Here is a 21,653-nt window from a genome sequence, read left to right as displayed (position 1 = left end):
ACTATGCTGGATCGCTCGACGGATCGCCTCCGTCGTCGTGGCGCTGCCGTGAAGAACCTGGCCCATAGCGCGTCCCTCCACTCCGACGTGAAGAGTGCACCATCAAACCCCGGGATCAAACATCTAGCGGGTGATGCCGTGGGCGATGCCGGATTTCAGGCGACGGGCGGGATGACCTGTAAAGGGCGGACCAATTCCAGGCCGCCGTGGCGGAGCAAAATCAGGCCACTGGCAACGTGCAGCCTGAACGAAGAAGGGGCCCGATCGGGCCCCTTCTTCGTTCGTCGCCGATCGTTAAGGGTCAGGCCGGCGGGATCTCGCCCGTCTCGGGGTCGTGAGGATCGGCGGTGGCCTGGTTTTGCTCCGCCCGTTCGGCCCGGCCGCGCCGGCTGCGGGAAGTTTTGAGGCGGTAGCTGTCGCCGTTCAGGCTCAGGATGCTGACGTGGTGGGTCAGCCGGTCGAGCAGCGCGCCGGTCAGCCGCTCCGAGCCCAGAACTGACGTCCAGTCCTCAAACGGGAGGTTCGAGGTCACCACGGTCGAGCCACGCTCGTAGCGCTGCGAGAAGACCTCAAACAGCAACTCCGCTCCCGTCGACGACAGCGGCACGTAGCCGAGTTCGTCGACGATCAGGAGCTTTACCGCGGCCAGCTCACGCTGAAGCCGGAGCAGACGACGCTCGTCACGCGCCTCCATCAGTTGGTTGACCAGCGAGGCCGCGGTGGTGAACGTGACCGAGAAGCCCTTCTGGCAAGCCGCCAAGCCGAGAGCCAAGGCGATGTGGGTCTTGCCAGTGCCCGAGTTGCCAAGTGCGATGACGTTCTCTCGGCTGAGGATGTAGCCACAGCGGGCCAGCTCCAGCACGAGCATCTTGTTCAGGCTCGGGATCGCGGCGAAGTCGAACGTGTCGAGGCTCTTCACTGCCGGGAAGCGCGCCGCCCGGATGCGGCGCTCAACCATGCGCCGCTCACGGTCGATCAGCTCCAATTCAACCAGCCGCAACAGGTAGCGCGGGTGGTCCAGGCCGCCCTGGGCGCACTCGCGGGCAACCTTGTCGTACTCGCGCAGCACCGTGGGTAGCTTAAGCTGCTTGAGGTGGTGAGCCAGCAGGACGCCCGGCGTCGTCTCGTCGCGCGCCGGGCTCATGCGGCCACCTCCGGCACCAGCACGGCATAGTCGGCAGCCACGGTGGTCCGCACCGTGGTTCTGGGCAGGTGCGGATAGGCTGCCAGGTCGAGCCGGGGCGGTCGGTGCTCGAGTCGGGCCAGCGCAATCAGCTTGACCGCATCGAAGCCGATCGCCCCGAGCCGGATCGCCTCCGTGACGGCTGCGGCCACCACGTCCTTGGGCATCGCCTCCATCAGGCGCAGCACCTGGATGAACTCGCGCTTGCCCCGGTTGCCCATGCGCGCCTCCAGGAGATGGCGCAGGTGCTGGAACGCCTCGGGCAGATCCCAGCCCTGGAGGGCCGCCGCTTGGTCGAGGGCGTTCGGCTTGGTCTCGATCAGCGCGAGGTAGTGCAGCGGCTCGGACACGAACACGCCGGTGCCGTAGCTGCGTTCGTGCCTGGCGATCTCGATCCCGCCGCACAGGATCACGACCTCGTCGACGAAGCCCTTCACCAGCACGTTCCGGAAGCCGTAGGCGGTGGGCACCGAGTAGTCGTTGCCGTGGTAGCGCACCAACGCGGTCGAGGAGACACGACCAGCCCGCGTCTCGCACGGCTCCAGCGGGACCGCCGGCAGGGCGCGCAGGACCGCACGGTCGGCCACGAGCCGCGTACCGATGAGCTCGGCATACCGACCGGCACAATCATCCTGCCGGACTCGGCAGCGTCGCTCCAGATCAGTGTTCAGCGCCTCGAACGAAGCTGCCTCCGGAGCCGGGGTCATGAAGTTGGACCGGGCGAACTTGACCAGCCCTTCGACTTTGCCCTTGTCGTTGCCCCTGCCCGGACGGCCGAAGCGGTCGCGGAACAGGTAGTGGCTCACCAACTCGGTGAAGGCGCGCGTGCGCTCGCGCTGCCCGTCGCCGCAGATCTTGGCGACCGCGACCTTCGTGTTGTCGTACAGGATCGACAGCGGCACGCCCGTGAAGAAGGCGAAGGCGGCGACGTGCCCGTCGAGGAACGCCTCGGTGGTCTCCCGCGGATACGCCTTCACGAAGCAGGCGTCGGAATGCGGCAGGTCCATGCAGAAGAAATGGATCTTGCGACGCACGCCGCCGATCGTGGCCACCGCCTCGCCGAAGTCGACCTGGGCATGGCCGGGCGGGTGGGCCAGCGGCACGAAGGTCTCCCGCCCCTGCGACCGGCAGATCCGCACGTGGTCCTTCACCACCGTGTAGCCGCCGGCATAGCCGTGCTCGTCGCGTAGACGCTCGAAGATCCGCTTGGCCGTGTGCCGCTGCTTGACCGGCGCAGTCCGGTCCGCCTCCAGGATGGCTGTGATCACCGGCAGAAGAGGCCCAAGCTTCGGCTTCTCGACCGGCTTCGAGCGCGTATAGCCCGGCGGCAGAGAGAACCGGCACATCTTGGCGATCGTCTCTCGGCTCGGCCCGAACACGCGAGCCGCCTCACGCCGAGAGTTGCCCTCGATAAACACGAACTGCCGAACGGCCGCGTAGACTTCCACGGCAAACATCCCCAGCTCCTCTCGAAAGAGAAGCTTCTCCAATGGCCGGCTTTTACGCCGCCCGCATCAGCACGACGCCGACGCTCCAGTGGATGGTTTTGTCACCGCCCTACACTGCCCCGGCTGATCCCGAGCGCCTTGGCCTGTTTGGCGATGGGCAGATCGTGCCCGCGATCGATCATCGCTTTGCGCTCAGCAGACCGGCTTTGCCGAGCGCGCCGGACAAAAAATCGTTGGTCAGCGTCAACTCGCCGATCTTGGCGTGCAGCGTCTTCACGTCGATGGCCAGTGCCGCCTCCGACCGGAGCGCGGATCCGAACACCCCGGCAGCCCCATCGAGAAGCTGGGTCTTCCAGGCCGTGATCTGGTTGGGATGGACATCGAAGTGCTGGGCCAGTTCGGCCAGGGTCTTCTCGCCCCGCAGGGCAGCCAGAGCCACCTTCGCCTTGAAGGCTGGGAGATGGTTCCGGCGTTGTCGCTTGCTCATCATCGCTCCTGATCCGCAGCCATCCTGGCCGCCGTCAGGCAGAAATTCCACTCAGCCCCACTGTGCAATTTCCCCGAGCCACCTCTGGCCTGTCCCTGCTTCGCCTTAACCCCAGGATGCCTGTCAGGGTTCACCAGCATCACGCCGGGTTGAACAGGCTTGAGTCTCCTCGAGTCGGGATGATCAAGTCAGCACGATTCTTGAACGCGAGCCGTGTCCCCGGTCGGCGAGGATATAAGCGTCCAGAGCTGAGGCCGCGTTGAGCGCGGGGCCCAGGCCTTGGGCAATGTCTTGAGACCAAGGTCCGCGCAGGCCGCGAGATCGACGCCTGCCTCCTTCCAGCTGCGCAGCTCGGCGCTGTAGGTGCCCGATCGGTCACCGTATTGCAGACCGTACGCCTTGGGGCAGGAATGCAGGAACAGCGGACGTCGCTGTTACGCTTGCCCCCACCCCTTCTTGGGCCAACAGAAGTCTCTCTTGGCGTCAGCCAATGGACCCCGACAACTAGCCTTGGCCAAAAAATACCGTTTCTTCGCTGGAAGCCGGTCTATCCCATCTTGGTTTGGCGAAGAAGATGGACCTGCCAAGTCAACATCATGCTGGATCCCATCAGGATGGCGTACAGGAGGTAGAGGAAAATTGGCTCGTCTTGCATCGGCTTGATCCTGTGGGCTGGCGTAGCCAGGCAGGAGAGCACACCGGCAATAACCGGGCCAACGTCCACAACGCGCTATCCATCAGCCGACCTGTTTCGCAGGGCGCCCGCAAAGCGCGTCTGACGCCCTCAAACGGTGATAACGGTTGGGCAGTGATGCGCTTAAGGACTTACCGCTTCGCGAGACGCGAATGCCTTCGCCGAGAGCAAGCGCGTCAGGGTGGCGAGCAGGTCGGTCTGAGTGATGATCCCTGACACGCGCCGATCCTCGTTCACGACGATTACCGCGTGAGTGCGACCGTCGGTTAGAGTAGAAGCCAATGCGACGATCGGATTGTCTGGCAAAGTCGTCCTGGCCTCGGACATCACCTGCGCGATGCCGACTTCGCCATGCAGCGTCAGCTCGCGCAGACCGAGCGTACCGACAAGCCGGCCGCCTTCATCTATAACAGGCAGCGTACGGATGTTGTGTACGATGAGTAGCTCTCGTGCTCGCTCCGCGCTGTCGTCTATCCTGATGGTGACTACGTCTCGCGACATCGCCTCGCCGCAGGTGAGGTCGGCCTGGGTCCGCACGAGCGCGCGAAGCTCGACCTCTCGGAGGAGCCGGTCGAGGTCAGCGCGATCAATGTCCAACGTCTCGTGCAGCTCGACCAGGGCAGCGTCCACGTCCTCCGGCCTGAACCCGACCCTGAGCGGCGCGGGCAGGTCTGCCGTCCCATGGGTGTTGACCGGCCCCCCCACCGGGACGTGCGGGTAATTGCGGCGTGAGATCTTGTGGAAGGCGATACCAAGCGCAACCAAGATCACTGAGTTTACGCAGACCGGAAACAGGGGGAAAAAGAAGCCGGCGGAGGTCACCGCTGGTCCGCCGATGAGCGCTGTTAGTGCAGCGGCACCGCCCGGTGGGTGGAGAGAGCGAGTGAGCGACATCGCGGCGATAGCCAGCGAGACGCCGACGCCGATAGCCATGACCGGGTTTGGGATGAAGTGAGCGGCGAGCACGCCCATGAAGGCCGAGATCGTGTTGCCGCCGATAATTGACCAGGGCTGAGCGAGCGGGCTGGCAGGCACCGCGAATAACAGCACGGCAGAAGCGCCCATCGGCGCAACGATGAGCGGGATGTGCGGCCCCTGACCAAAGACAAGACCGCAGATCAGGCCGGTAAGTGTGATGCCCGCGAGCGCGCCGAGGCAGGCGATCAGTCGCTCACGGAGGGTCGCTCCCGCTAGTACTGGCCTGAACAGCCGAAACCCAGACGATTTTGTGGATTGGTGGTCCGGTCGAGCCACATTCGGCATCTCTACGCGCCCTCGCTCGCTTCGCCATCCTCAGGTGTGCCCATTGGATGGGCAGATGCACCTATGAGTGGCGTAGCTGCTGGTATACCAGGTCATCGTTTACGGACAGCCGCTAAAATTGCAACCAGGATAGGCACCCTGCCGTGCGATCGAGCGTTTGAACATCGAAGCCTTGGTCGGTGGAAATGAAGGACATCGCCGTCACCGCTGCCCTTGCAGCCGCCGCGTCGCTCGGTTGCGTTCCTTTCGTAATGATGTTCACGGACTGGCAGCGCGTCAGCGCTTGGGAACAGGTCACCAACACAGTCGGAGTTGTGGCCTTCCTGACTGCGGCTGGCCAAATGCTCGTCCGTGGGGGGCTCGCAGCCGCTGTCCTGCTGGTGCTCTTGACATGGCTTGTTCATGACACAGTGCGACGTCACGCATTGTCCCGGCGTGCCTTCGCGGCCTGTGCATGGGTCAGTCTTGCCTTTCTAATGTCTTCAGTTGGCTTTAATCGCGGCTGACGCGATCACACAACGACCCTCGTCCAACTTGTGGCGTAGGCAGCCAAGCACGGACCTTGGCTGAATGCGGATCGTCCACTTGAAAACGGATACGTTGCGACCTTAGACATAGGTAGATCTATCCTCTATAATTTGCATCTTATGATGGGCGGGCAATATTGATCCGATCTTGCCAGGCAGGGTGTGCTACATCAAGGAACATCCTCAAGAGGAGTCTCACGACGCGATCTTCAAGGCACGGCTATACATGTCCGAACCATATGCCGCACTTCTCGATATCGCGAGCAAACCTGAAACCTCTTTCAAGAACAAGCCGGCTTGCATGCTCGGCATCTCGCAGCTCTAGCGCTTCGATGATAGCCTCGTATGCAGCCCGCAGATATGCGAGATCGATGTTCTGGCGGAATATCGTCTCGTGAGCGCTCCGCAAATGCAGCAGGAGATGGTTGAGCATAGACAAGATCTCCGCGCATTGCGCGAGCGTGGCGGCATGGCGGCAGAACTGCCAACGAGCCTCGAATTAGCGGTGATATCCGCTCGGAGGATCCGCCTCATAGAAGGCGCTGAAGCTCGTACGAAGCGCGCCGAGTTGCTCCTCTGTCGCTTTGGCGCATGCCAGCCGGACCGCCATGCCCTCCAGTGCAGCGCAGGCATAGACCATCTCGATGATCTCACGCCTGGTCTTCTTGGCAACGAACACACCATGTCGCTGCCGCCGACGTACGAATCCCTGATGTTCCAGGATCGCCAGAGCCTCTCGGATGGGCGTGCGGCTGACCCCAAGATCCCTCGATAGTTTGCACTCATCGAGCTGCAGCTCGCCGGGATGATCATAGATGCGCAGTTCGGCAATCGCGGCCAGTAAAGCTTTATAGGCCAGAGCGCGCAGGCCAGATTCAGAACAGGTGGGAACCGCATCGACTAGGAAGCTATCCAGTGCGGCCACCAACCCAACGCCGCAGCGAGATCAAGGTCAGTTCGTGTCCGGCCAGACACCGTCTTCTGTCACGACGATATCCATGGGAACGTCGTGCGCCTGTGGGTAGATCGTCGCGAGCCGCGCAAGGGCAAAGCCGACGCCAATGACCAGAGGCTTCGCTGGCCTGGACTCGATGGTCCGGTCATAGAAGCCCCCACCATAGCCGAGGCGGTATCGGGCCGGATCGACGCCGACGAGCGGTGCGATCAGAACGTCAGGATCGACGGCCTCGCCCTCGGCGGGAATGGGAATGTTCCAGACGCCGCGAGTCATGCGGTCACCTGGCGACCAAGTTCGAAACTGGAGGGGGCGCCCCTTTTCCACGACGACCGGAAGCGCCAGCCGTGATCCCTTTTCACGCAACTCGGTCAGCAGGGGTCTGGCATCGAACTCGCCCCGGAACGGCCAGTAGAGGCCGATCATGATGCCTGATCCCGAGGGTAGAGCGGCTCGGAGAGCTTGCCCGATGCGCTCGCTCCAGGCAGCGCGGTCCTGGGCAGAGAGCCTGACCCGCCGCTCGATGAGGGCAGTGCGGGTCTCCTTTCGCCACCGCCGCACGCTCGGCCAGTCGGATGCTGAGACTTCAGAGGCGCACGGTTCAGAAGGTCGCCTCTCCATCTTCGGGCTTACGAAGTCGGGATCGAGCTCATGCATGAAGCAGGGCGGAGAACTGTACTCGCCGAACTCAGGACGTTCGGGGACCGCAGAATCCGACGACCTCTCGGGCAGCTTGGTTGTACGCCCAACCATGATGCGCTCCCTCGCTACGGTGGACCCGCACGCCCCCCGGTGTCCTTGGCCAAACGCTGTCTCAGCACCTTCAGTTCGGTGAAGCGAATCGTAACGTCCCGCATCAGCGCAACCATGCCGGTCATCGCCCCCTGCTCGTCTTTGAGCGGCACGATGGTGAACTCCAGCGAGATCTGCCGCCCATCCTTGCAGACGCCCGGGACAGATAGGAGAGCGCCCTGACCATAGCGGCTCTCCCCGGTCGCCATGGTCTTGCGGTACCCATCCCAGTGGCGCTTGCGCAGCCGTTCGGGCGTGATGATGTCGAGCGATTGACCGAGGGCCTCGTCGGCCGTGTACCCGAAGATGCGCTCGGCTCCCGGATTCCAGATGCGGATGATCCCCTCGCTGTCCGAGGCAATTACCGCATCTGCAGAGGCAGACAGGATCGCGTCAGCTACAGTACGAGTGTAATCCACGCAGACGCTCCTCTGGTTGTGGCGCCGCTCACCTGAAGGAGCGGCGCCATCGTGCTCAGGCAGCCTGGCGCGGCTCTTCGATCAGCTCATCCGCCGGACCGAAGAACTCGAACCGGATGCGCTCGGCCGGAATGCCCTGACGCTGAAGCCCATTCACAAGCGCGCTGAGGAACGGCTTGGGACCGCAGAGATAGTAGGTTGCCTCCTCGCGGGGCGTCTGCGCCACGAGCCAGTCTGCGCTGATCAAGCCGGCCGCATCGTAGTGCTCGCCCTGCCGATCCTGGGCTTCCGGCTCCGCGTAGAAGGTGTGCAACCGGACGTTCTCGTTGCCGGCGGTCAGCGCCTTGGCGTGATCACGCATGGCGTGCACACGTCCGTTAAGCGCCCCATGGACGTACCAGGTCGGCCGCCTAGGCGTTGCCGACGTGATCGTCTCCAGCATGCTCATCATCGGCGTCAGTCCGACACCGCCGCTGACGAGCACGACGGGGGCGTTCGACGCTTGGTCGAGGAAGAAGTCACCGGCCGGCGGCGCCGCGCGCAGCACCGTCCCGTACCGGGCGTGATCGTGGAGCCAGTTCGAGACGATCCCGGCGGGCTCGTGTGCCCGGCCCTCGCGCTTGACGGTGATGCGGTAGGCCCGGTCGTTCGGCGCACAGGAGATCGAGTAGGTGCGCTTCAACACGCCGTGGCCTGGCAGGTTGAACAGGAAGCCCAGGTACTGCCCGGGCCGGTGCCGCAGCACCGGGGCGCCGTCAACCGGAGTCAGAATGAAGGAGCTGATTGTCTCGCTCTCCGGCGCGACGCTCTCGACCACGAAGTCGCGCCAACCGTTCCAGCCGCCTGGCTTGGTCGCCAAGTCGCGGTAGATCGTGGCCTCGCGGCCGATCAGAAGCTCCGCCAGGAACCAGTACGCCTCGCCCCAGGCCGCGCAGATCTCCGGCGTGGCGGCCTCGCCGAGCACGTCGCCGATGGCGCCGAGCAGCGCGTCGGCCACGGAGGGATAGTGCGCCGGCAGGATGCTCAGCGCGACATGCTTCTGCGCGATGCGCTCCACCGCTCCGGCGAGGACGCCGAGATTGTCGATGTTGCGGGCATAGGCGAGCACCGCCAGGGCCAGGGCCTTCGGCTGCGAGCCGGTCTCGCCATGGTGTGACTGGTTGAAGAGGTCGCGGATCGCCGCATCTTGGAAGAGCCGCTCATACATGCGCTTCGTGATGGTCAGCCCGTGCGCCTCCAGGGCCGGAACGGTGGCCTTGATGATGGCGACGGTGGCAGAGCTGAGCGGATTGGGCATCAACAACTCCCAAAGTGCATTGACGATGAACCTTATGGTCTATCGGTTGAAAAGATGCAACTTGAATGTACCTTAAGGGCAGTACGGAGCCGCCATGCGCCTGACCCGCTATACGGATTACGCCCTGCGCACCCTCATCTACGTCGGCCTGCACGAGCCGCGGCAGAGTTCGATCGCCGAGATCGCGCGCGCCTACGGCATCTCGGAGAGCCACCTGACGAAGGTGGTGCATCAGCTCGGGCGTCTGGGCTTGATCCGCACCATCCGGGGCCGGGGCGGCGGTCTGCGGCTGGCCAGGGCGCCGGGCGAGATCGTGGTCGGCGCGGTCGTGCGCCAGACGGAGGACGATCTTGCCTTGGTCGAATGCTTCTCGGGTGGCGCTTGCGCGATCACGGCGCCATGCCGTCTGCGACGCGTACTGAGAGAAGCTCTGTCGGCGTTCCTAGCCGTGCTCGACCGCTACACGCTGGCGGACCTGATCGAAGATCCCGGGGGCCATGACATCGCCAAGCTATTAGGCCTCTTGCAAGACGGCAGAAAGTTCGCTCCCGTTATATCGGCCTAGCCGGCCTCGGCGGATCTGCGGAGCCGAGGCCACATCGCAACCTTCGAATGAGACCCGACGCCCGCTCCGGTCGCGAAGGCGCCTATGGCTTGGTCGCACTTCGATTGTAGCTCCCACGAACACAGCGATATTGTTTTAATAGCTGGGCAGTACCGGCGAGGTGCAGCTGGCGTCCGCTTTCGGCATCGAAGGAGAACGCTTTGCATGACCGGGATGGGCGCGTTGCAGTCGAAATGCCGGAGGGAGGGACGTCTGCTTTCCGGAACCAAGCGACCGCAATTGTACGGCCGTGTTGGGTCGCAAGCCGAACGGCGGCTTGGGGTGGAGGCTGTGTGGAAACGGGTTGGGGCGGAAGCTGTGACGGGCGGAGCGAGCCGTTCCCGGCTCATCCGCGCATCGCGGCGATGAGCCCTGGCGCGCCGAGCAGGGCGATGGCCCGCTTCACGTTGTAGGCGAGGACGTGGAGGCTCATCTCCGTCCCGACGTTCGGAAGCCTCCGCATCCTGAAGTGACTGCGTCCCATCCAGTCCTTAATCGTGCCGAACACATGCTCGACGGTCCGTCGCCGGATGCGCATGGCGTCCGGCCTGCAGTCGAGCCGATCCTGCATGGCTTCTACGACATGCTCGTGCTCCCAGCGCGTCACCCGTCGCTCGTTGCCGGTCGTGCAGCCGGGCTTCAACGCGCATGATCGGCAGCGGCTCGACCAGTAGCGGTTCAGAACGAGGCCGTTCTCGACGGTGGTCGTGCGCTTGATGAGGGTCTCGCCGGCAGGGCACCGATAGGTGTCGCTCGGCGCATCGTAGAGGAAGTCCGGCTTGCCGAAGCGCCCCTCCGCCTTGGCGCCCGAGGTCAAAGGCTTCGGGCAGATCGGTGTGACGCCCGCCTCTTCGCAGGCCAAGACCTCCGCTCCTGAGAAGTAGCCGCGATCGGCGAGGATCGTCAGGTGCTCGACCCCGGTCGCGTCCTTCGCCTGCCGGCCCATGTTGGCGAGTTGGGTGCGATCATGGCCGAGGTTCGTGACCTCATGCGCCACGACGATATGGCTGTCCGTATCAACGGCCGCTTGGACGTTGTAGCCGACGAGGCCCGTGCCCTTGCCGTTCGTGGCCATGGCACGGGCGTCCGGGTCGGTCAGTGAGATCTGACGGTCGGGCGCTGTCTCGACTTGGCGCGCCATGGCTTGCAGCGTGCGCATCTGCTGACGAAGCGCCTCGATCCTCTCATTCAGGCGCGTCGTGCGCATCTCGGCGACGTCCGCCTCCTGCCGGTCGGCGGTGTCGAGCTTATCGAGATAGCGCTCGATGCTCGCCTCCACCTGCGCCAAGCGAAGGCGGATCGCGCCGGGCGTGTAGTTCTTGTCGCGCGTATTCACGGCCTTGAACCGACTGCCGTCCGCCGCCACCGTGCCGCCAGCGATGAGGCCGATCTCCCGACACAGGACGACAAACTGCTTGCACGCTGCCCGAACTGCTTCGCCGTTGTCGCGTCGAAAGTCCGCGATCGTCTTGAAGTCGGGGGCGAGCTTGCCGGTCAGCCACATGACCTCGACATTGCGGCCTGCCTCGCGCTCAAGGCGTCGGCTCGACTGCACCTGGTTCATGTAACCGTAGAGGTAGAGCTTCAGGAGCGTCGCCGGATGGTAGCCGGGCCGCCCCGTTGCAGCCGCGCCTTCAAAGCCGAGTGTGGCGAGGTCCAGTTCATCGACGAAGACGTCGATCACTCGGACCGGGTTCTCCTCGCCGACATAGTCGTCGACGCAGTCCGCTAGAAGAAGCGCTTGGCGCCGCTCGCAACCTTCGATGAAACGGCCCATTCGACCCCTCCAGCGCTCCCGAAAAGGTAGCACAACAGGGCGTTTTCACACAGCCTCGGTGGTTTCCTGCCGGTCCGCTTCCGGGCCGTGGATGCATCGAAGCGGGCATAACCACGGAAGCGGTCCACACTCCGATGCTTGATCTGTCAGAGGTTCGCGTTCGGCGAGAGGGAGTGGCCGCCTTGCTGGTCAAACTGCTGCCTTGCACGATCCACCTCGTCGAGATGACGCTGCGTCCAGTCATAAAGCGCGGCGAATGGTTCCACCAACGTCCAACCAAGTGGCGTGATGCAATATGCAACAGCGATTGGCCGGAGTTTCAGAACGTCCCGAGAGACGATGCCATTTCTCTCCAACCGGCGAAGCACGACGGAGAGCGACTTCTTCGAGATGCCGTCGATGGCATGAAGTAACTGGTTGAAGCGCATTGGCCCATGCTGAAGCGCCGCCAGGACGAGGATCGACCACTTGTCGGCGACTTCGTCCAGCAGAAGCCGGGACGGACAATCCGCGTGGAAGGACAGCCGCTCGCTCTGGTTCATAAAGTCACCTCCCCGCTACCTGGTGGTAGTAAGGTAACTAATTGAAACTTGGTTTCGCGACCATACCCTCCTTCCTGGAAGGAGACCCACATGCCTATGGAAATTCAGGACCGTGTAGTGGGGGCTGTTCACTGGCCGATGGGCGACGTCCTCGTCACGGCCATCAGCGACGGATACTTCGAGCCCACGATGATGGAGGTCGTGCGGCGCATTCCGGTCGAGCGGGCCGAGGCTTTGCAGCGCGAGGCGTTCCGTTCTGCGGAGCGGCCACGGATCAACCACGTGATGTATCTCGTGCGTTCGCCTCGCTATGCGCCAATCCTGATCGACGCCGGGATGGGCGACGCCTGGGGTCCCACCATGGGCACCACGCCGGCGGCGCTCCGCGCTCTCTCGATCACATCGGCCGACATCGGGACCATTCTGCTCACCCACCTCCATCTCGACCACGCGGCCGGTCTGACGAACGAGGCAGGCGTGCCACTCTACCCGAACGCGGAGATCGTCGTGGCGGAGGACGAGGCCCGGTTCTGGCTCGATGGGTCCGCGGGAAGCCGCGCGCCGGAGGATCAGCGGATGTGGTTCGACGGAGCCCGCAGGGCAATGCATCCTTATCGCGACCGCACCCGCTTCGCCGGCGGGGGCGAGGTCATGCCCGACATCCACGCGGTGCCGCTGCCTGGCCATACGCCGGGCCACACGGGCTATCGCCTGGAGGCCGGCGGGCGCTCGCTTCTGATCTGGGGCGACATCGTGCACCTGCCGCAGGTGCAAGCGCCCGAGCCGGATGCGGGGGTGGTCTTCGACGTCGACGGCGACCAAGCCGCCGACACGCGCCGCAGGATGCTCGACGCTGCAGCCGCCGACCGCCTCCTCGTAGCGGGGATGCACGTCGAGTTTCCCGGGTTCGCAAGGGTGGCGCGGCACGGCCACGGCTATCGGATCGTTCCAGAGCTTTGGGCCGCCTTCCAGGATTGAATAGCAAGCGGGAACGGCCGACCGGGATTAGTGGCGGAACGTCTACTTGCCGACCCGGCGTCAGCGCATGCGCCCTACTCTAATACGAAGTTGGTAGACGGCTAACGCATGTCCGCTTCCGGGAAGCGCCGAAGACGGCTCGCGCATCTAAGATGGATCGGATGCGGAATGGCCGCCTGGGGTGGATTTCTGCCGTTCTGGTTTCAGGCAGGAATGTATGCAACCGGACGTTGTCGCCGCGCCCGCCGCCGACAATCGGGTGAGTCCCCTCGTTATGCGCCCTGCTTACGCGCCGCGCAGCCGGGCCGGGTTGCCGACGGCAATGCCGCCCGCGGGTACATCACGCGTCACCACGCTACCGGCTCCGATGATGGCGTCGTCCCCGATGGTGATGCCCGGCATGATGAGTGCCCCACCGCCGATCCAGACGTTCGCCCCGATGCGGATCGGACGACCGAACTCTAGCATCTGCCGACGCTCGACCGGGTCACGCGGGTGATCGGCAGTTAGGATCTGCACGCCCGGTCCGATCTGTGTCATGTCCCCGATGCTGACCGCGACCACGTCGAGGATGCAGCAGTTGAAATTCAGGAACACGCCCCGGCCCAGGCTGATGTTGTAGCCGTAGTCGCAATGGAAGGGCGGGCGAATGTTGCAGCCTTCGCCAACCTGCGCGAACGCTTCCGTAAGAAGCGCTTGACGCTCGGGTTGTGTCTTCGTGTTCGTGGCATTGTATCGGTCGAGCCAGTCCGAGATGCGTCGGTTGTCCTCGGCGAGTTCGGGGGCGTCGGCGATGTAGAGATCGCCTGCGAGCATCCGCTGCTTCTGAGAGCGCACATCCATGGATCGGTCCTTAAGCGGTAGGGTTCGGTGCGGCCGCGGCTGGCGACGGAGCGGGACCTGCTTGCATCTGACAACGGTATGTACAAACGTACACATGGCTTGTGAAGCCGCTTCCGCCCCGTCCGGCTATGACGTGAGCACATCGTGACCGTAGCCAAACGACGCCTCGACCCGGACCGGCGCAGCCGCATCATCGACGTGGCTTTGGACGTCATCGCCGAGTATGGGGTCGCCGGTACGACGCACCGCAAGGTGGCCGAAGCCGCGGACGTGCCGCTCGGCTCGATGTCCTATCACTTCAGCGGCATGGACGAGCTTCTCATAGAAGCGTTCCGCCGCTTGGCGGCGACAGTCTCGGCCCGGTTCACGGAACTGCTCGTGGCGGCCCAGACGCCGGACGAGGCACGGCAGGCGGTGGTCGCCATCATCACCGATGCATCCTGGACAAACACGCGCCACCTGCTGCTGAGCTATGAACTCTATGCCTTCGGAGCCCGCAACCCGGCGCTCCAGACGGTCATGCGAGAGTGGATGGAAGCAAGCCGGCGGGCGCTCGAACGACACTTCGACCGCGATACAGCCCGCATGCTGGACGCGCTGATCGAAGGTTTGACTATTCACCGCTCGGTCGACCCCGAACCAGTCGATGCCACGCGCATCCGGGCCATCGTTGACAAGCTGACCACGTAATCGCGGTTCGAGCATCCGTTGAAAGGGCGGTAAGCCGTATGTCGGCTTGCAGACCGCATTTTAATGACCGCTCCTCACCCCGAACCAAAGTTGCCTCATGTCCGACGAACGGCCGCTTTCGGGAAACGTCAGCGCGGGCCTACACGGCAGGGGTGGGTCGGAAGCAGAGCCTCACGGCGGGTACCAAAAGTCAGATTTCGACCGATTTCGTTGAAAAACTCGTTCTCGGCCGAGATCGGAGCGTGGGCGGGATGAGCCCTCGTTCCCGGGCCGGGTGTCCCCTGCCGGTCAAGCCGGGCTCGGCTGCGGGACCGGGATGATCTTGGCGAGCTTCCTCAGGTTCTGGGCGGCGGCTGCGAGGTGGAACTCGTCCTTCGCTCCGTTCGGTCCTCGTAGCCGGAGGCGGTCCAGCTTCAAGATGCGCTTGAGGTGGGCAAACAGCATCTCGACCTTCTTGCGTTCGCGTCGTGAGGTTTTGCCTTCCTCGGACCGCGCGATGTCGCGGGCCATGTCCCGCGCGCCCTCGTAGATCGAACGCGGGACCTTGCGCACCGGGTCGTTCGGGCAGCATCGCGCCTTCAACGGGCATGGCGCGCAGGCGAACTTGCTCGCCCGGTACAGCAGCGTCGCCCCGTCGTTGACCAGAGTGCCGGTCGTGGTCAGCACCTGACCCGCCGGGCAGCGGTAGACGTCGCCCGGTTGGTCGTAGGTGAAGTCGGCGCGTGAGAAGGTGCTGTCGGTGCGGGTCGACTTGTCGAACACGCTGATATGCGGCTCGATGCCCTGCTCGTAGACGAGCCAGCCCAGCATCTCAGCCGAACCGTAACCGCTGTCGCCGGCCAGCTTGGCCGGATAGATGTCGAAGCGCTCGCGCGAACGCTCGATCATGCGTTTGGCCGCTGTAACCTCGGCTTGCCGGATGGCCGTGGTCGCCTCGACGTCGACGATGATCGCGTGGTCGAGGTCGATCAGATAGTTGGCCGTGTAGGCGAAGAACGCCTGCCCGCCGTGCGCTCCGGTCCAGCGCGCGGCCGGATCGGCGGGCGAGATGAACTTGGGCGGCACCGGCGTCGCGGCCCCGAAGGCGGCCTCGTCGAGGACGGCGAGGTACTCCTGAGCAGCGCGGCTCACGACCTCAGGCGGCAGGCCGGCAGAGCCTTCGACCCCCTTCTGCCGATTGGCATCGGCCTTGATCAGGCTGCCATCGACGGCAAAGCCTTCGCCACCGACGAGCCCCTCGGCGATGCAGCGGGCGAGCACAGTCTCGAACAGACGACGCAAAAGATCACTGTCGCGGAAGCGGCCATGGCGGTTCTTGGAGAAGGTAGAATGATCCGGCACCCGGCCGTCGAGACCGAGCCGGCAGAACCAGCGGTAGGCGAGGTTGAGGTGGACCTCGTCGCAAAGCCGACGCTCGGAGCGGATGTCGAGGCAGTAGCCGACGATCAGCATGCGGATCATCAACTCGGGATCGACGGAAGGGCGGCCCGTCGAGGCGTAGAACGGAGCCAGCTCCCGGCGCAGGCCGGTCAGGTCGACGAAGCGGTCGATGGAGCGAAGTAGATGGTCGGTGGGAACGTGCGTGTCGAGCGAGAACTCGTAGAACAGGGCACCCTGCTCGACTTGCCGAGGTCCCATCATCTGCTTCGATCTCCGTCTCTCGACAGGAGTGAATCACCTCATCACAACCGCTGCAACACCCGAGTTTTTCAACAGAATCGACCACTAGGTGACATTCACCCTCACTCGATGCCAGCAGGCGCATAGGTAGCCCTTGTGGTTCCAGGTCTCGTCCGGCAGTGCCGGCTGCGTCTGGCCCGCTTCGTCCCAGGCGCGCACGGCGAGCTCATGCTCGCCCGGAGGCAGGTCGAGGCTCGTGCTCCAGAACGTCCAGGCGAACGGAGCCGCCGCCTCGCGTTCGAGCTCGGCCTGCACCCACGACTGGCCGCCGTTCCCTGAGACGTCGACGCGTACGACGGCTCGGTCGCCGCTTACCGCGTAGCCTAGAATCCTGTTGCCTCCCGGCTTGAGAATGGCCCCGCGTGCCGGCTCGCAGATCGCCGCGTTCAACGGCATTGTATCGATGGTATGCCCATTGGCCGGATCGGCGGTCTCGGCGGTCACGTCCGCCGGGTACAGCTTGTAATCGCCAGCCTGGATCGGGTTGTCCGAGGGGTGGTCCTGGACAGTCAGTCGCCGGAGCCATTTGGGGCTGCGCACGCCGGCGAAGCCGGGCACCACCGCGCGGACCGGAAAGCCGTGCTCTGGGAGCAAGGCTTCGCCGTTCATGGCGTAGGCCAGCAGGGTCTCGGGCGCCGTCGCCTTGGCGAGAGGGATAGAGGCGCCGTAGGAGTGGCCGTCCACCGTGTCATGGCTCTCGAAGGCGACATGGAAGCCCGCGCGCTCGGCGACCCCCGCCTCGCGCAGGACGTCGCAGAGCCGCACCCCGGTCCATTCGGCGGTGCCGATGGCTCCGGCGTCCCACGGGTCGCCCGAGACCGGGGCGACCGCTCGCATGTCGGCGCGGCGATTGCCGGCGCACTGCATCGTGGCAGTGACCGTGGCTACCGGAAAGCGGGACCGCAGATCGGACAGCGACAACTCAAGCGCGGGGCCGGCTCCGCCATCGACGGCGAGGCGTCAGGTCGCCTCGTCGAGGGCCGGCAGGTCGCCGTGCGAGCGGACGTAGAAGTTCTCCGTCGGCGTCCTGTACGAGGCCCGCAAACGGTCGAGGGGCGGTTCGGCGTTGTAGGGCTGGTCGCCGTGGACGATCAGGCGCGCCTTGCGCTCGGTCAGGCTCGACATCGGCGCTCCTGCGCGGGTGGGGTCATCGCAGTGAACGCGCAGGAGGCCGTAAGAGTCATTCAGCGGTCCAGGGGACCGCCCTGGACGCGATCCTTACACCGGCTTCGACGGTGAGGATTCGAACATGGGCCGCAATCGTCGATGCACGGGGACGGGCGCCACGGCTCCCATGAAGAAGGCAGACTTCTCGAAGGCAGCCCTGTTCGCCAGCGCGATCCTCTTCGGGCGAGCGTGGCCTAGGGCCCCAACCGAAGAACCACGATGGAGGCACTGCGCTGGCACGGCGAGGGCGACACCCACCGCTACACGGTTCGGATCGTCCAAATAAATGGCAGTTTTTGAGTCGTATAACGACGGTTCTAGTGCACTGACTCAGACGGATGGTTCAGGGGCTCGATTGAGGGCGTCGAAGATGGCTGCGTCGGGCTTGGTCCAGACGAAGGGTCGTGGGCTTCGGTTGTGCTCGCCGATGTAGCGTTTGATGGCGGCCTGTAGGTCGACGATGCCGGTGAAGGTGCCTCGCCGGAGGCGACGGCGCGTCAGCGCGGAGAAGAAGCCCTCGACGGCATTGAGCCAGGAGGCCGAGGTCGGTGTGAAGTGGAAGGTCCATCGTGGGTGGCGGGTGAGCCAGGCGCGCACCTTCGGGTGCTTGTGGCTGCCGTAGTTGTCGAGCACCACGTGGATCGCCTTTCCCACGGGGACTGCCGCCTCGACGGTGTTGAGGAAACGGATGAACTCACCGTGGCGATGACGCTGCATGCAGCGGCCGAGCACGGTGCCTTCCAGGACGTCGAGGGCGGCAAACAACGTCGTGGTGCCGTGGCGGGTGTAGTCGTGTGTCTGAGCGGCAGGATGCCCGGGCCCGAGTGGCTGATCGGGACGGGTTCGCTCTAGGGCCTGGATCTGGCTCTTCTCGTCGATGGACAGCACGACGGCGTGGGCGGGCGGTTGCATATAGAGACCGACGACATCCTCGAGTTTTTCGGCGAAGGCCGGATCGTGTGAGCGCTTGAAGGCCCGCACCCGATGCGGTTGCAGGCGGTGCTCCTGCCAGATCCGCTGCACGGAGCGGAGCGAGATGCCGGTTCGCGCAGCGACGGCGCGGCCGGTCCAGTGCGTGACCTCGTCCGGCGGTTCCGAACACGTCAGCGCCAGCACCTTCGCCACTGTGCGGGTGGAATGCGGCGAGGTGCCAGGTGGGCGGGTCTTGTCGCGCAGCAGGCCCTCGACGCCCTCCTCGGCAAAGCGCTGCTGCCAGCGCCAGACTGCGGGCCGGCTGACGCCGGCCTGCCGAGCCTCGTCCTGCACGCTCAAGCGTTCGAACGAGAGCAGGACGATGCGTGCCCGCAGGATGTGCTTGAGGGGGCGGGATCGATCTCCGGCGATCGTGGACAGCGCTGACTTGGTGGCGTCGTCGAGGAGCACGCAGACGGTCTGAGCCATCGCCCAGACTCGCATGCATCACGCCCTTCGTGAATCCTCTGACCGCGTCAATGCACTAGGGCGGTCACCGACCGGGTTGAATCGTCTGGGGTTTCCGCCACGACGGGGTTGTGATTCGATGCGCGGCTTTCCGAGGAGGAGAGCCGATGGCGTCTGCCCTATCTGTCGATCTGCGCGAGCGGGTCGTGGCTGCGATCGAGGCGGGCGCGTCACGCCGGGAAGCGGCACGACGCTTCGAGATCAGCCCGGCCAGCGCCGTGCGCTGGCACGGGGCCTTCGTGCAGGAGGGGCGGACGCAGGCCAAGCCGATGGGTGGCGATCAACGCTCGCACACCATCGAGGCGCAGGCCGACCTGATCCGGCAGACCTACGAAGAGCAGCCCGAACTTTTTCTGCATGAACTGCGCGACCGTCTGGCCGAACGAGGCCTGCGGGTCGGGGTCAGCAGCCTGTCCCGCTTCTTCAAGCGCCACGGCATCACGCGCAAAAAAACACTGGCCACGCCGCCGAGCAGGACCGGGAGGACGTGAAGGCCGCGCGTCTGTCCTGGTTCGAGCGCCAACTCGATCTCGACCCGGACAAGCTCGTGTTCCTCGACGAAAGCGCCACCAACACAAAGATGGTCCGCCGCTATGGGCGGGCTCCGCGCGGCGAACGTTGCCGGGTTGCGGTGCCGTTCGGACATTGGAAAACCATCACGGTCACCGCCGGTCTGCGCACCAGCGGCCTGACCGCCACCGCACTCTTCGATGGACCGATGACCGGCGCTCGCTTCCGCGGCTATGTCGAAGAAACCCTTGTCCCAGCCCTCAGGCCCGGCGACACGGTCGTGCTCGACAATCTGCCTGCCCACAAAGTCAGCGGTATCCGCGAACGCATCGAGGCGGCCGGAGCGAGGCTGTTGTACCTGCCGGCCTACTCCCCCGACTTCAACCCGGTCGAACTTGCCTTCGCCAAGCTCAAGGCCATCCTCCGAGCCGAAGCCGCTCGCACGATCAGCGACCTCTGGGACACGATCCGACAAGCCTTCAGACGCTTCACGCCAGCCGAATGCCGCCGGTATCTCGCCGCCGCAGGCTACGACGCATATGATCCAACATGATCGGATGCCGCTCTAGATGACATATGCCCATATGAAAGCACCGCACATAGAACATAGCATCGCGTCTCCCATGGTCCATTTGGACAAATTCCAAGGTAGGGGGAACAGCCTCTATTTGGAACGGTTGTTGAGTCAGGTTTGTGACCCAGCCTGGGTCCGAAATCGACCGACCATCGGTCGCGGTGCCGCTATTCCCGACGCTCCAGCATCGGCCGCCGCATCACCCATTCGACTTGGTCTTTCGGGTCCGATCCAGCACAGGATGCCTCCCATGGCAACAGCGAGCGGTTCCACCCGCCCCGCCACCACCTTCGACATCACCCTGACGATCAACGGCGACACGCGGGAGATCGCCGTCGCACCCTGGACGACGCTGCTCGACCTGCTGCGCGAGCGGCTCGACCTCACGGGCACGAAGAAGGGCTGCGATCACGGCCAGTGCGGCGCCTGCACCGTCCTCGTGAACGGGACGCGGGTGAATTCCTGTCTCGTCCTCGCGGTGATGAAGGATGGCGCCGAGATCACGACGGTGGAGGGATTGGCGGGCCTCGCCCATCAGAAGGGCACCAACACGCTCCATCCGATCCAGGAAGCCTTCGTCGAGCACGACGCCTTTCAGTGCGGGTACTGCACCCCGGGTCAGCTCTGCTCCTCGGTCGGCATGATGAACGAGGGCCACGCTAAGAGCCGGGACGAGATCCGGGAGGCGATGAGCGGCAACATCTGCCGCTGCGGCGCCTACACCAACATCGTCGATGCCATCGAGGACGTGATGCAAGGAGACGCCCGATGAACCGCTTCGACTATGTCCGCGCAGGCACCGTGGCCGAGGCGATCCAGGCGTTCCAGGCCGATCCCAAGGCGCGCTTCATCGCCGGCGGCACCAACCTCGTGGACCTGATGAAGTACGATGTCGAGCGGCCCGAGCGGCTGATCGACATCACTCGTCTGCCGTTGACCGCCATCGATGAACACGAAGGCGGGCTGCGCATCGGCGCGCTGGCGACGAACGCCGCGGCGGCCTACGACCCTCGGATTCGGGAGCGCTACCCGATCCTGGCCAACGCGATCCTGGCCGGGGCCTCGGCCCAACTGCGCAACGCGGCCTCCACCGGCGGCAACCTCAACCAGCGCACGCGCTGCTACTATTTCTATGACACGGCCACGACCTGCAACAAGCGCGAGCCCGGCTCCGGCTGCCCTGCGGTTGGCGGCGTCAACCGCATCCACGCGATCTTCGGGACGAGCGAGCACTGCATCGCGACGCACCCATCCGACATGTGCGTCGCGCTCGCGGCGTTGGAGGCCACCGTGCAGGTGAGCGGGCCCGAGGGCGAACGCAGCATCGCGTTCGCGGACTATCATCGCCTCCCCGGCGACGACCCGGCCAAGGACAACACGCTCCAACCCGGGGAGATCGTCGTGTCAGTCGATCTGCCGGAGAACGGGTTCGCGACGAACTACACCTACCTTAAGCTGCGCGACCGGCTCTCCTACGCGTTCGCGCTGGTATCGGTCGCCGCCGTGCTCGATCTCGACGGCGATAGCGTGAAGACCGTGCGTTTCGCGCTCGGTGGCGTCGCGCATAAACCTTGGCGCAATCGGGAGGCCGAGGCGTTTCTGCAGGGCAAGCCGGCGACCCGCGAAAGCTTCCGGGCCGCCGCCGACCTCGTCGTCGCGGAGGCCGAGCCCCAATCCGAGAACGGCTTCAAGGTCGAGCTCGCGCGACGAGCCATCGTCCGGGGCCTCGAACAGGCCGCCGCCGGCACGCCGCAATCGCTCTCCGACAAGCGCATCCAGTAAG

18 protein-coding genes and 3 pseudogenes are annotated in these 21,653 nt (G+C 64.8%); 6 read left to right on the top strand and 15 right to left on the bottom strand.

Annotation, left to right across the window (positions count from 1 at the left end; genetic code table 11):
* Positions 1-301: 301 nt before the first annotated feature.
* The 9 genes and pseudogenes from istB to hmpA form a co-directional block, all read right to left on the bottom strand.
* Positions 302-1,144 carry an IS21-like element helper ATPase IstB gene (gene istB, locus AAHF99_RS22355; protein WP_003601657.1) on the bottom strand — a complete coding sequence of 281 codons (843 nt, stop codon included), beginning with the start codon at positions 1,142-1,144 and terminating at the stop codon, positions 302-304.
* Entirely contained in the window at positions 1,141-2,640 is a 1,500-nt protein-coding gene (gene istA / locus AAHF99_RS22350; protein ID WP_342166636.1) for an IS21 family transposase, read from the bottom strand. Before istA ends, istB begins: the two co-directional genes overlap by 4 nt.
* 101 nt (positions 2,641-2,741) lie before the next feature.
* Positions 2,742-3,118: pseudogene (locus tag AAHF99_RS22345) on the bottom strand (transposase); the annotation flags it as partial.
* An 86-nt stretch (positions 3,119-3,204) separates the two neighbouring features.
* A pseudogene (locus AAHF99_RS22340) lies at positions 3,205-3,498 on the bottom strand (substrate-binding domain-containing protein); the annotation flags it as partial.
* 437 nt (positions 3,499-3,935) lie between these two features.
* Positions 3,936-5,075, bottom strand: a complete 1,140-nt coding sequence (locus AAHF99_RS22335; RefSeq protein ID WP_342166635.1) for an HPP family protein — start codon at positions 5,073-5,075, stop codon at positions 3,936-3,938.
* Between the two features lie 1,026 nt (positions 5,076-6,101).
* Positions 6,102-6,527 carry a GntR family transcriptional regulator gene (locus tag AAHF99_RS22330; RefSeq protein WP_342166634.1) on the bottom strand — a complete coding sequence of 142 codons (426 nt, stop codon included), beginning with the start codon at positions 6,525-6,527 and terminating at the stop codon, positions 6,102-6,104.
* Between the two features lie 27 nt (positions 6,528-6,554).
* Complete coding sequence (locus AAHF99_RS22325; protein ID WP_342166633.1) at positions 6,555-7,310, bottom strand: 5-formyltetrahydrofolate cyclo-ligase; 756 nt, start codon at positions 7,308-7,310, stop codon at positions 6,555-6,557.
* 14 nt (positions 7,311-7,324) lie between these two features.
* The gene (locus tag AAHF99_RS22320; protein WP_342166632.1) at positions 7,325-7,768 is read right to left on the bottom strand and encodes a PAS domain-containing protein; all 444 of its coding nucleotides are present in this window, start codon (positions 7,766-7,768) and stop codon (positions 7,325-7,327) included.
* A gap of 55 nt (positions 7,769-7,823) precedes the next feature.
* A complete protein-coding gene (gene hmpA / locus AAHF99_RS22315) occupies positions 7,824-9,065 on the bottom strand; it encodes an NO-inducible flavohemoprotein (protein ID WP_342166631.1) in 1,242 nt (413 codons plus the stop codon).
* Positions 9,066-9,159: 94 nt separating this feature from the next.
* Between hmpA and AAHF99_RS22310 the strand changes: the two genes are divergently transcribed.
* Positions 9,160-9,630, top strand: a complete 471-nt coding sequence (locus AAHF99_RS22310) for an Rrf2 family transcriptional regulator (RefSeq protein WP_342166630.1) — start codon at positions 9,160-9,162, stop codon at positions 9,628-9,630.
* 385 nt (positions 9,631-10,015) lie between these two features.
* On the opposite strand, the gene AAHF99_RS22305 is transcribed toward AAHF99_RS22310, so the two are convergent.
* Both AAHF99_RS22305 and AAHF99_RS22300 read right to left on the bottom strand, forming a co-directional pair.
* The gene (locus tag AAHF99_RS22305) at positions 10,016-11,446 is read right to left on the bottom strand and encodes an IS1182 family transposase (RefSeq protein ID WP_342166629.1); all 1,431 of its coding nucleotides are present in this window, start codon (positions 11,444-11,446) and stop codon (positions 10,016-10,018) included.
* A gap of 146 nt (positions 11,447-11,592) precedes the next feature.
* Positions 11,593-11,988, bottom strand: coding sequence for a winged helix-turn-helix transcriptional regulator (locus AAHF99_RS22300; RefSeq protein ID WP_342166628.1), 396 nt, complete (start codon positions 11,986-11,988; stop codon positions 11,593-11,595).
* A gap of 138 nt (positions 11,989-12,126) precedes the next feature.
* Between AAHF99_RS22300 and AAHF99_RS22295 the strand changes: the two genes are divergently transcribed.
* Positions 12,127-12,966, top strand: a complete 840-nt coding sequence (locus AAHF99_RS22295; RefSeq protein WP_342166627.1) for an MBL fold metallo-hydrolase — start codon at positions 12,127-12,129, stop codon at positions 12,964-12,966.
* Positions 12,967-13,251: 285 nt separating this feature from the next.
* On the opposite strand, the gene AAHF99_RS22290 is transcribed toward AAHF99_RS22295, so the two are convergent.
* A complete protein-coding gene (locus tag AAHF99_RS22290; protein WP_342166626.1) occupies positions 13,252-13,809 on the bottom strand; it encodes a sugar O-acetyltransferase in 558 nt (185 codons plus the stop codon).
* Between the two features lie 144 nt (positions 13,810-13,953).
* On the opposite strand from AAHF99_RS22290, the gene AAHF99_RS22285 reads away from it, so the two are divergent.
* Positions 13,954-14,499, top strand: a complete 546-nt coding sequence (locus AAHF99_RS22285) for a TetR/AcrR family transcriptional regulator (protein WP_342166625.1) — start codon at positions 13,954-13,956, stop codon at positions 14,497-14,499.
* 288 nt (positions 14,500-14,787) lie between these two features.
* On the opposite strand, the gene AAHF99_RS22280 is transcribed toward AAHF99_RS22285, so the two are convergent.
* The 3 genes and pseudogenes from AAHF99_RS22280 to AAHF99_RS22270 form a co-directional block, all read right to left on the bottom strand.
* A complete protein-coding gene (locus tag AAHF99_RS22280) occupies positions 14,788-16,140 on the bottom strand; it encodes an IS1182 family transposase (protein ID WP_342166624.1) in 1,353 nt (450 codons plus the stop codon).
* An 84-nt stretch (positions 16,141-16,224) separates the two neighbouring features.
* Positions 16,225-17,304, bottom strand: a pseudogene (locus AAHF99_RS22275) (molybdopterin-dependent oxidoreductase).
* A gap of 372 nt (positions 17,305-17,676) precedes the next feature.
* Positions 17,677-18,747, bottom strand: coding sequence for an IS630 family transposase (locus AAHF99_RS22270; protein WP_342166623.1), 1,071 nt, complete (start codon positions 18,745-18,747; stop codon positions 17,677-17,679).
* Positions 18,748-18,893: 146 nt separating this feature from the next.
* On the opposite strand from AAHF99_RS22270, the gene AAHF99_RS22265 reads away from it, so the two are divergent.
* The 3 genes from AAHF99_RS22265 (at position 18,894) to AAHF99_RS22255 (ending at position 21,652) form a co-directional block, all read left to right on the top strand.
* A protein-coding gene (locus AAHF99_RS22265) for an IS630 family transposase (RefSeq protein WP_342166622.1) occupies positions 18,894-19,849 on the top strand; the annotation gives its coding sequence in 2 pieces (ribosomal slippage) (positions 18,894-19,233 and positions 19,233-19,849; 957 coding nt in all).
* Between the two features lie 271 nt (positions 19,850-20,120).
* Complete coding sequence (locus AAHF99_RS22260) at positions 20,121-20,642, top strand: (2Fe-2S)-binding protein (RefSeq protein WP_342166621.1); 522 nt, start codon at positions 20,121-20,123, stop codon at positions 20,640-20,642.
* The gene (locus AAHF99_RS22255; RefSeq protein ID WP_342166620.1) at positions 20,639-21,652 is read left to right on the top strand and encodes an FAD binding domain-containing protein; all 1,014 of its coding nucleotides are present in this window, start codon (positions 20,639-20,641) and stop codon (positions 21,650-21,652) included. Before AAHF99_RS22260 ends, AAHF99_RS22255 begins: the two co-directional genes overlap by 4 nt.
* The last annotated feature ends 1 nt before the right edge of the window (position 21,653 follow it).

Origin of the sequence: Methylobacterium litchii (assembly GCF_038442315.1) — a bacterium.
Lineage (GTDB): Bacteria > Pseudomonadota > Alphaproteobacteria > Rhizobiales > Beijerinckiaceae > Methylobacterium > Methylobacterium litchii.
This window is presented reverse-complemented; position numbering and strand designations above follow the sequence as displayed.

Bases quoted from the DNA above. Each gene is read 5' to 3' on its own strand.
- hmpA (WP_342166631.1), bottom strand. From the start codon at position 9,065: ATGCCCAATCCGCTCAGCTCTGCCACCGTCGCCATCATCAAGGCCACC.
- istB (WP_003601657.1), bottom strand. From the start codon at position 1,144: ATGAGCCCGGCGCGCGACGAGACGACGCCGGGCGTCCTGCTGGCTCAC.
- AAHF99_RS22310 (WP_342166630.1), top strand. From the start codon at position 9,160: ATGCGCCTGACCCGCTATACGGATTACGCCCTGCGCACCCTCATCTAC.
- AAHF99_RS22300 (WP_342166628.1), bottom strand. From the start codon at position 11,988: ATGAACCAGAGCGAGCGGCTGTCCTTCCACGCGGATTGTCCGTCCCGG.
- AAHF99_RS22260 (WP_342166621.1), top strand. From the start codon at position 20,121: ATGGCAACAGCGAGCGGTTCCACCCGCCCCGCCACCACCTTCGACATC.
- istA (WP_342166636.1), bottom strand. From the start codon at position 2,640: ATGTTTGCCGTGGAAGTCTACGCGGCCGTTCGGCAGTTCGTGTTTATC.
- AAHF99_RS22305 (WP_342166629.1), bottom strand. From the start codon at position 11,446: ATGGGCCGTTTCATCGAAGGTTGCGAGCGGCGCCAAGCGCTTCTTCTA.
- AAHF99_RS22290 (WP_342166626.1), bottom strand. From the start codon at position 13,809: ATGGATGTGCGCTCTCAGAAGCAGCGGATGCTCGCAGGCGATCTCTAC.
- AAHF99_RS22280 (WP_342166624.1), bottom strand. From the start codon at position 16,140: ATGATGGGACCTCGGCAAGTCGAGCAGGGTGCCCTGTTCTACGAGTTC.
- AAHF99_RS22335 (WP_342166635.1), bottom strand. From the start codon at position 5,075: ATGCCGAATGTGGCTCGACCGGACCACCAATCCACAAAATCGTCTGGG.
- AAHF99_RS22295 (WP_342166627.1), top strand. From the start codon at position 12,127: ATGGGCGACGTCCTCGTCACGGCCATCAGCGACGGATACTTCGAGCCC.
- AAHF99_RS22325 (WP_342166633.1), bottom strand. From the start codon at position 7,310: ATGGTTGGGCGTACAACCAAGCTGCCCGAGAGGTCGTCGGATTCTGCG.
- AAHF99_RS22270 (WP_342166623.1), bottom strand. From the start codon at position 18,747: ATGGCTCAGACCGTCTGCGTGCTCCTCGACGACGCCACCAAGTCAGCG.
- AAHF99_RS22255 (WP_342166620.1), top strand. From the start codon at position 20,639: ATGAACCGCTTCGACTATGTCCGCGCAGGCACCGTGGCCGAGGCGATC.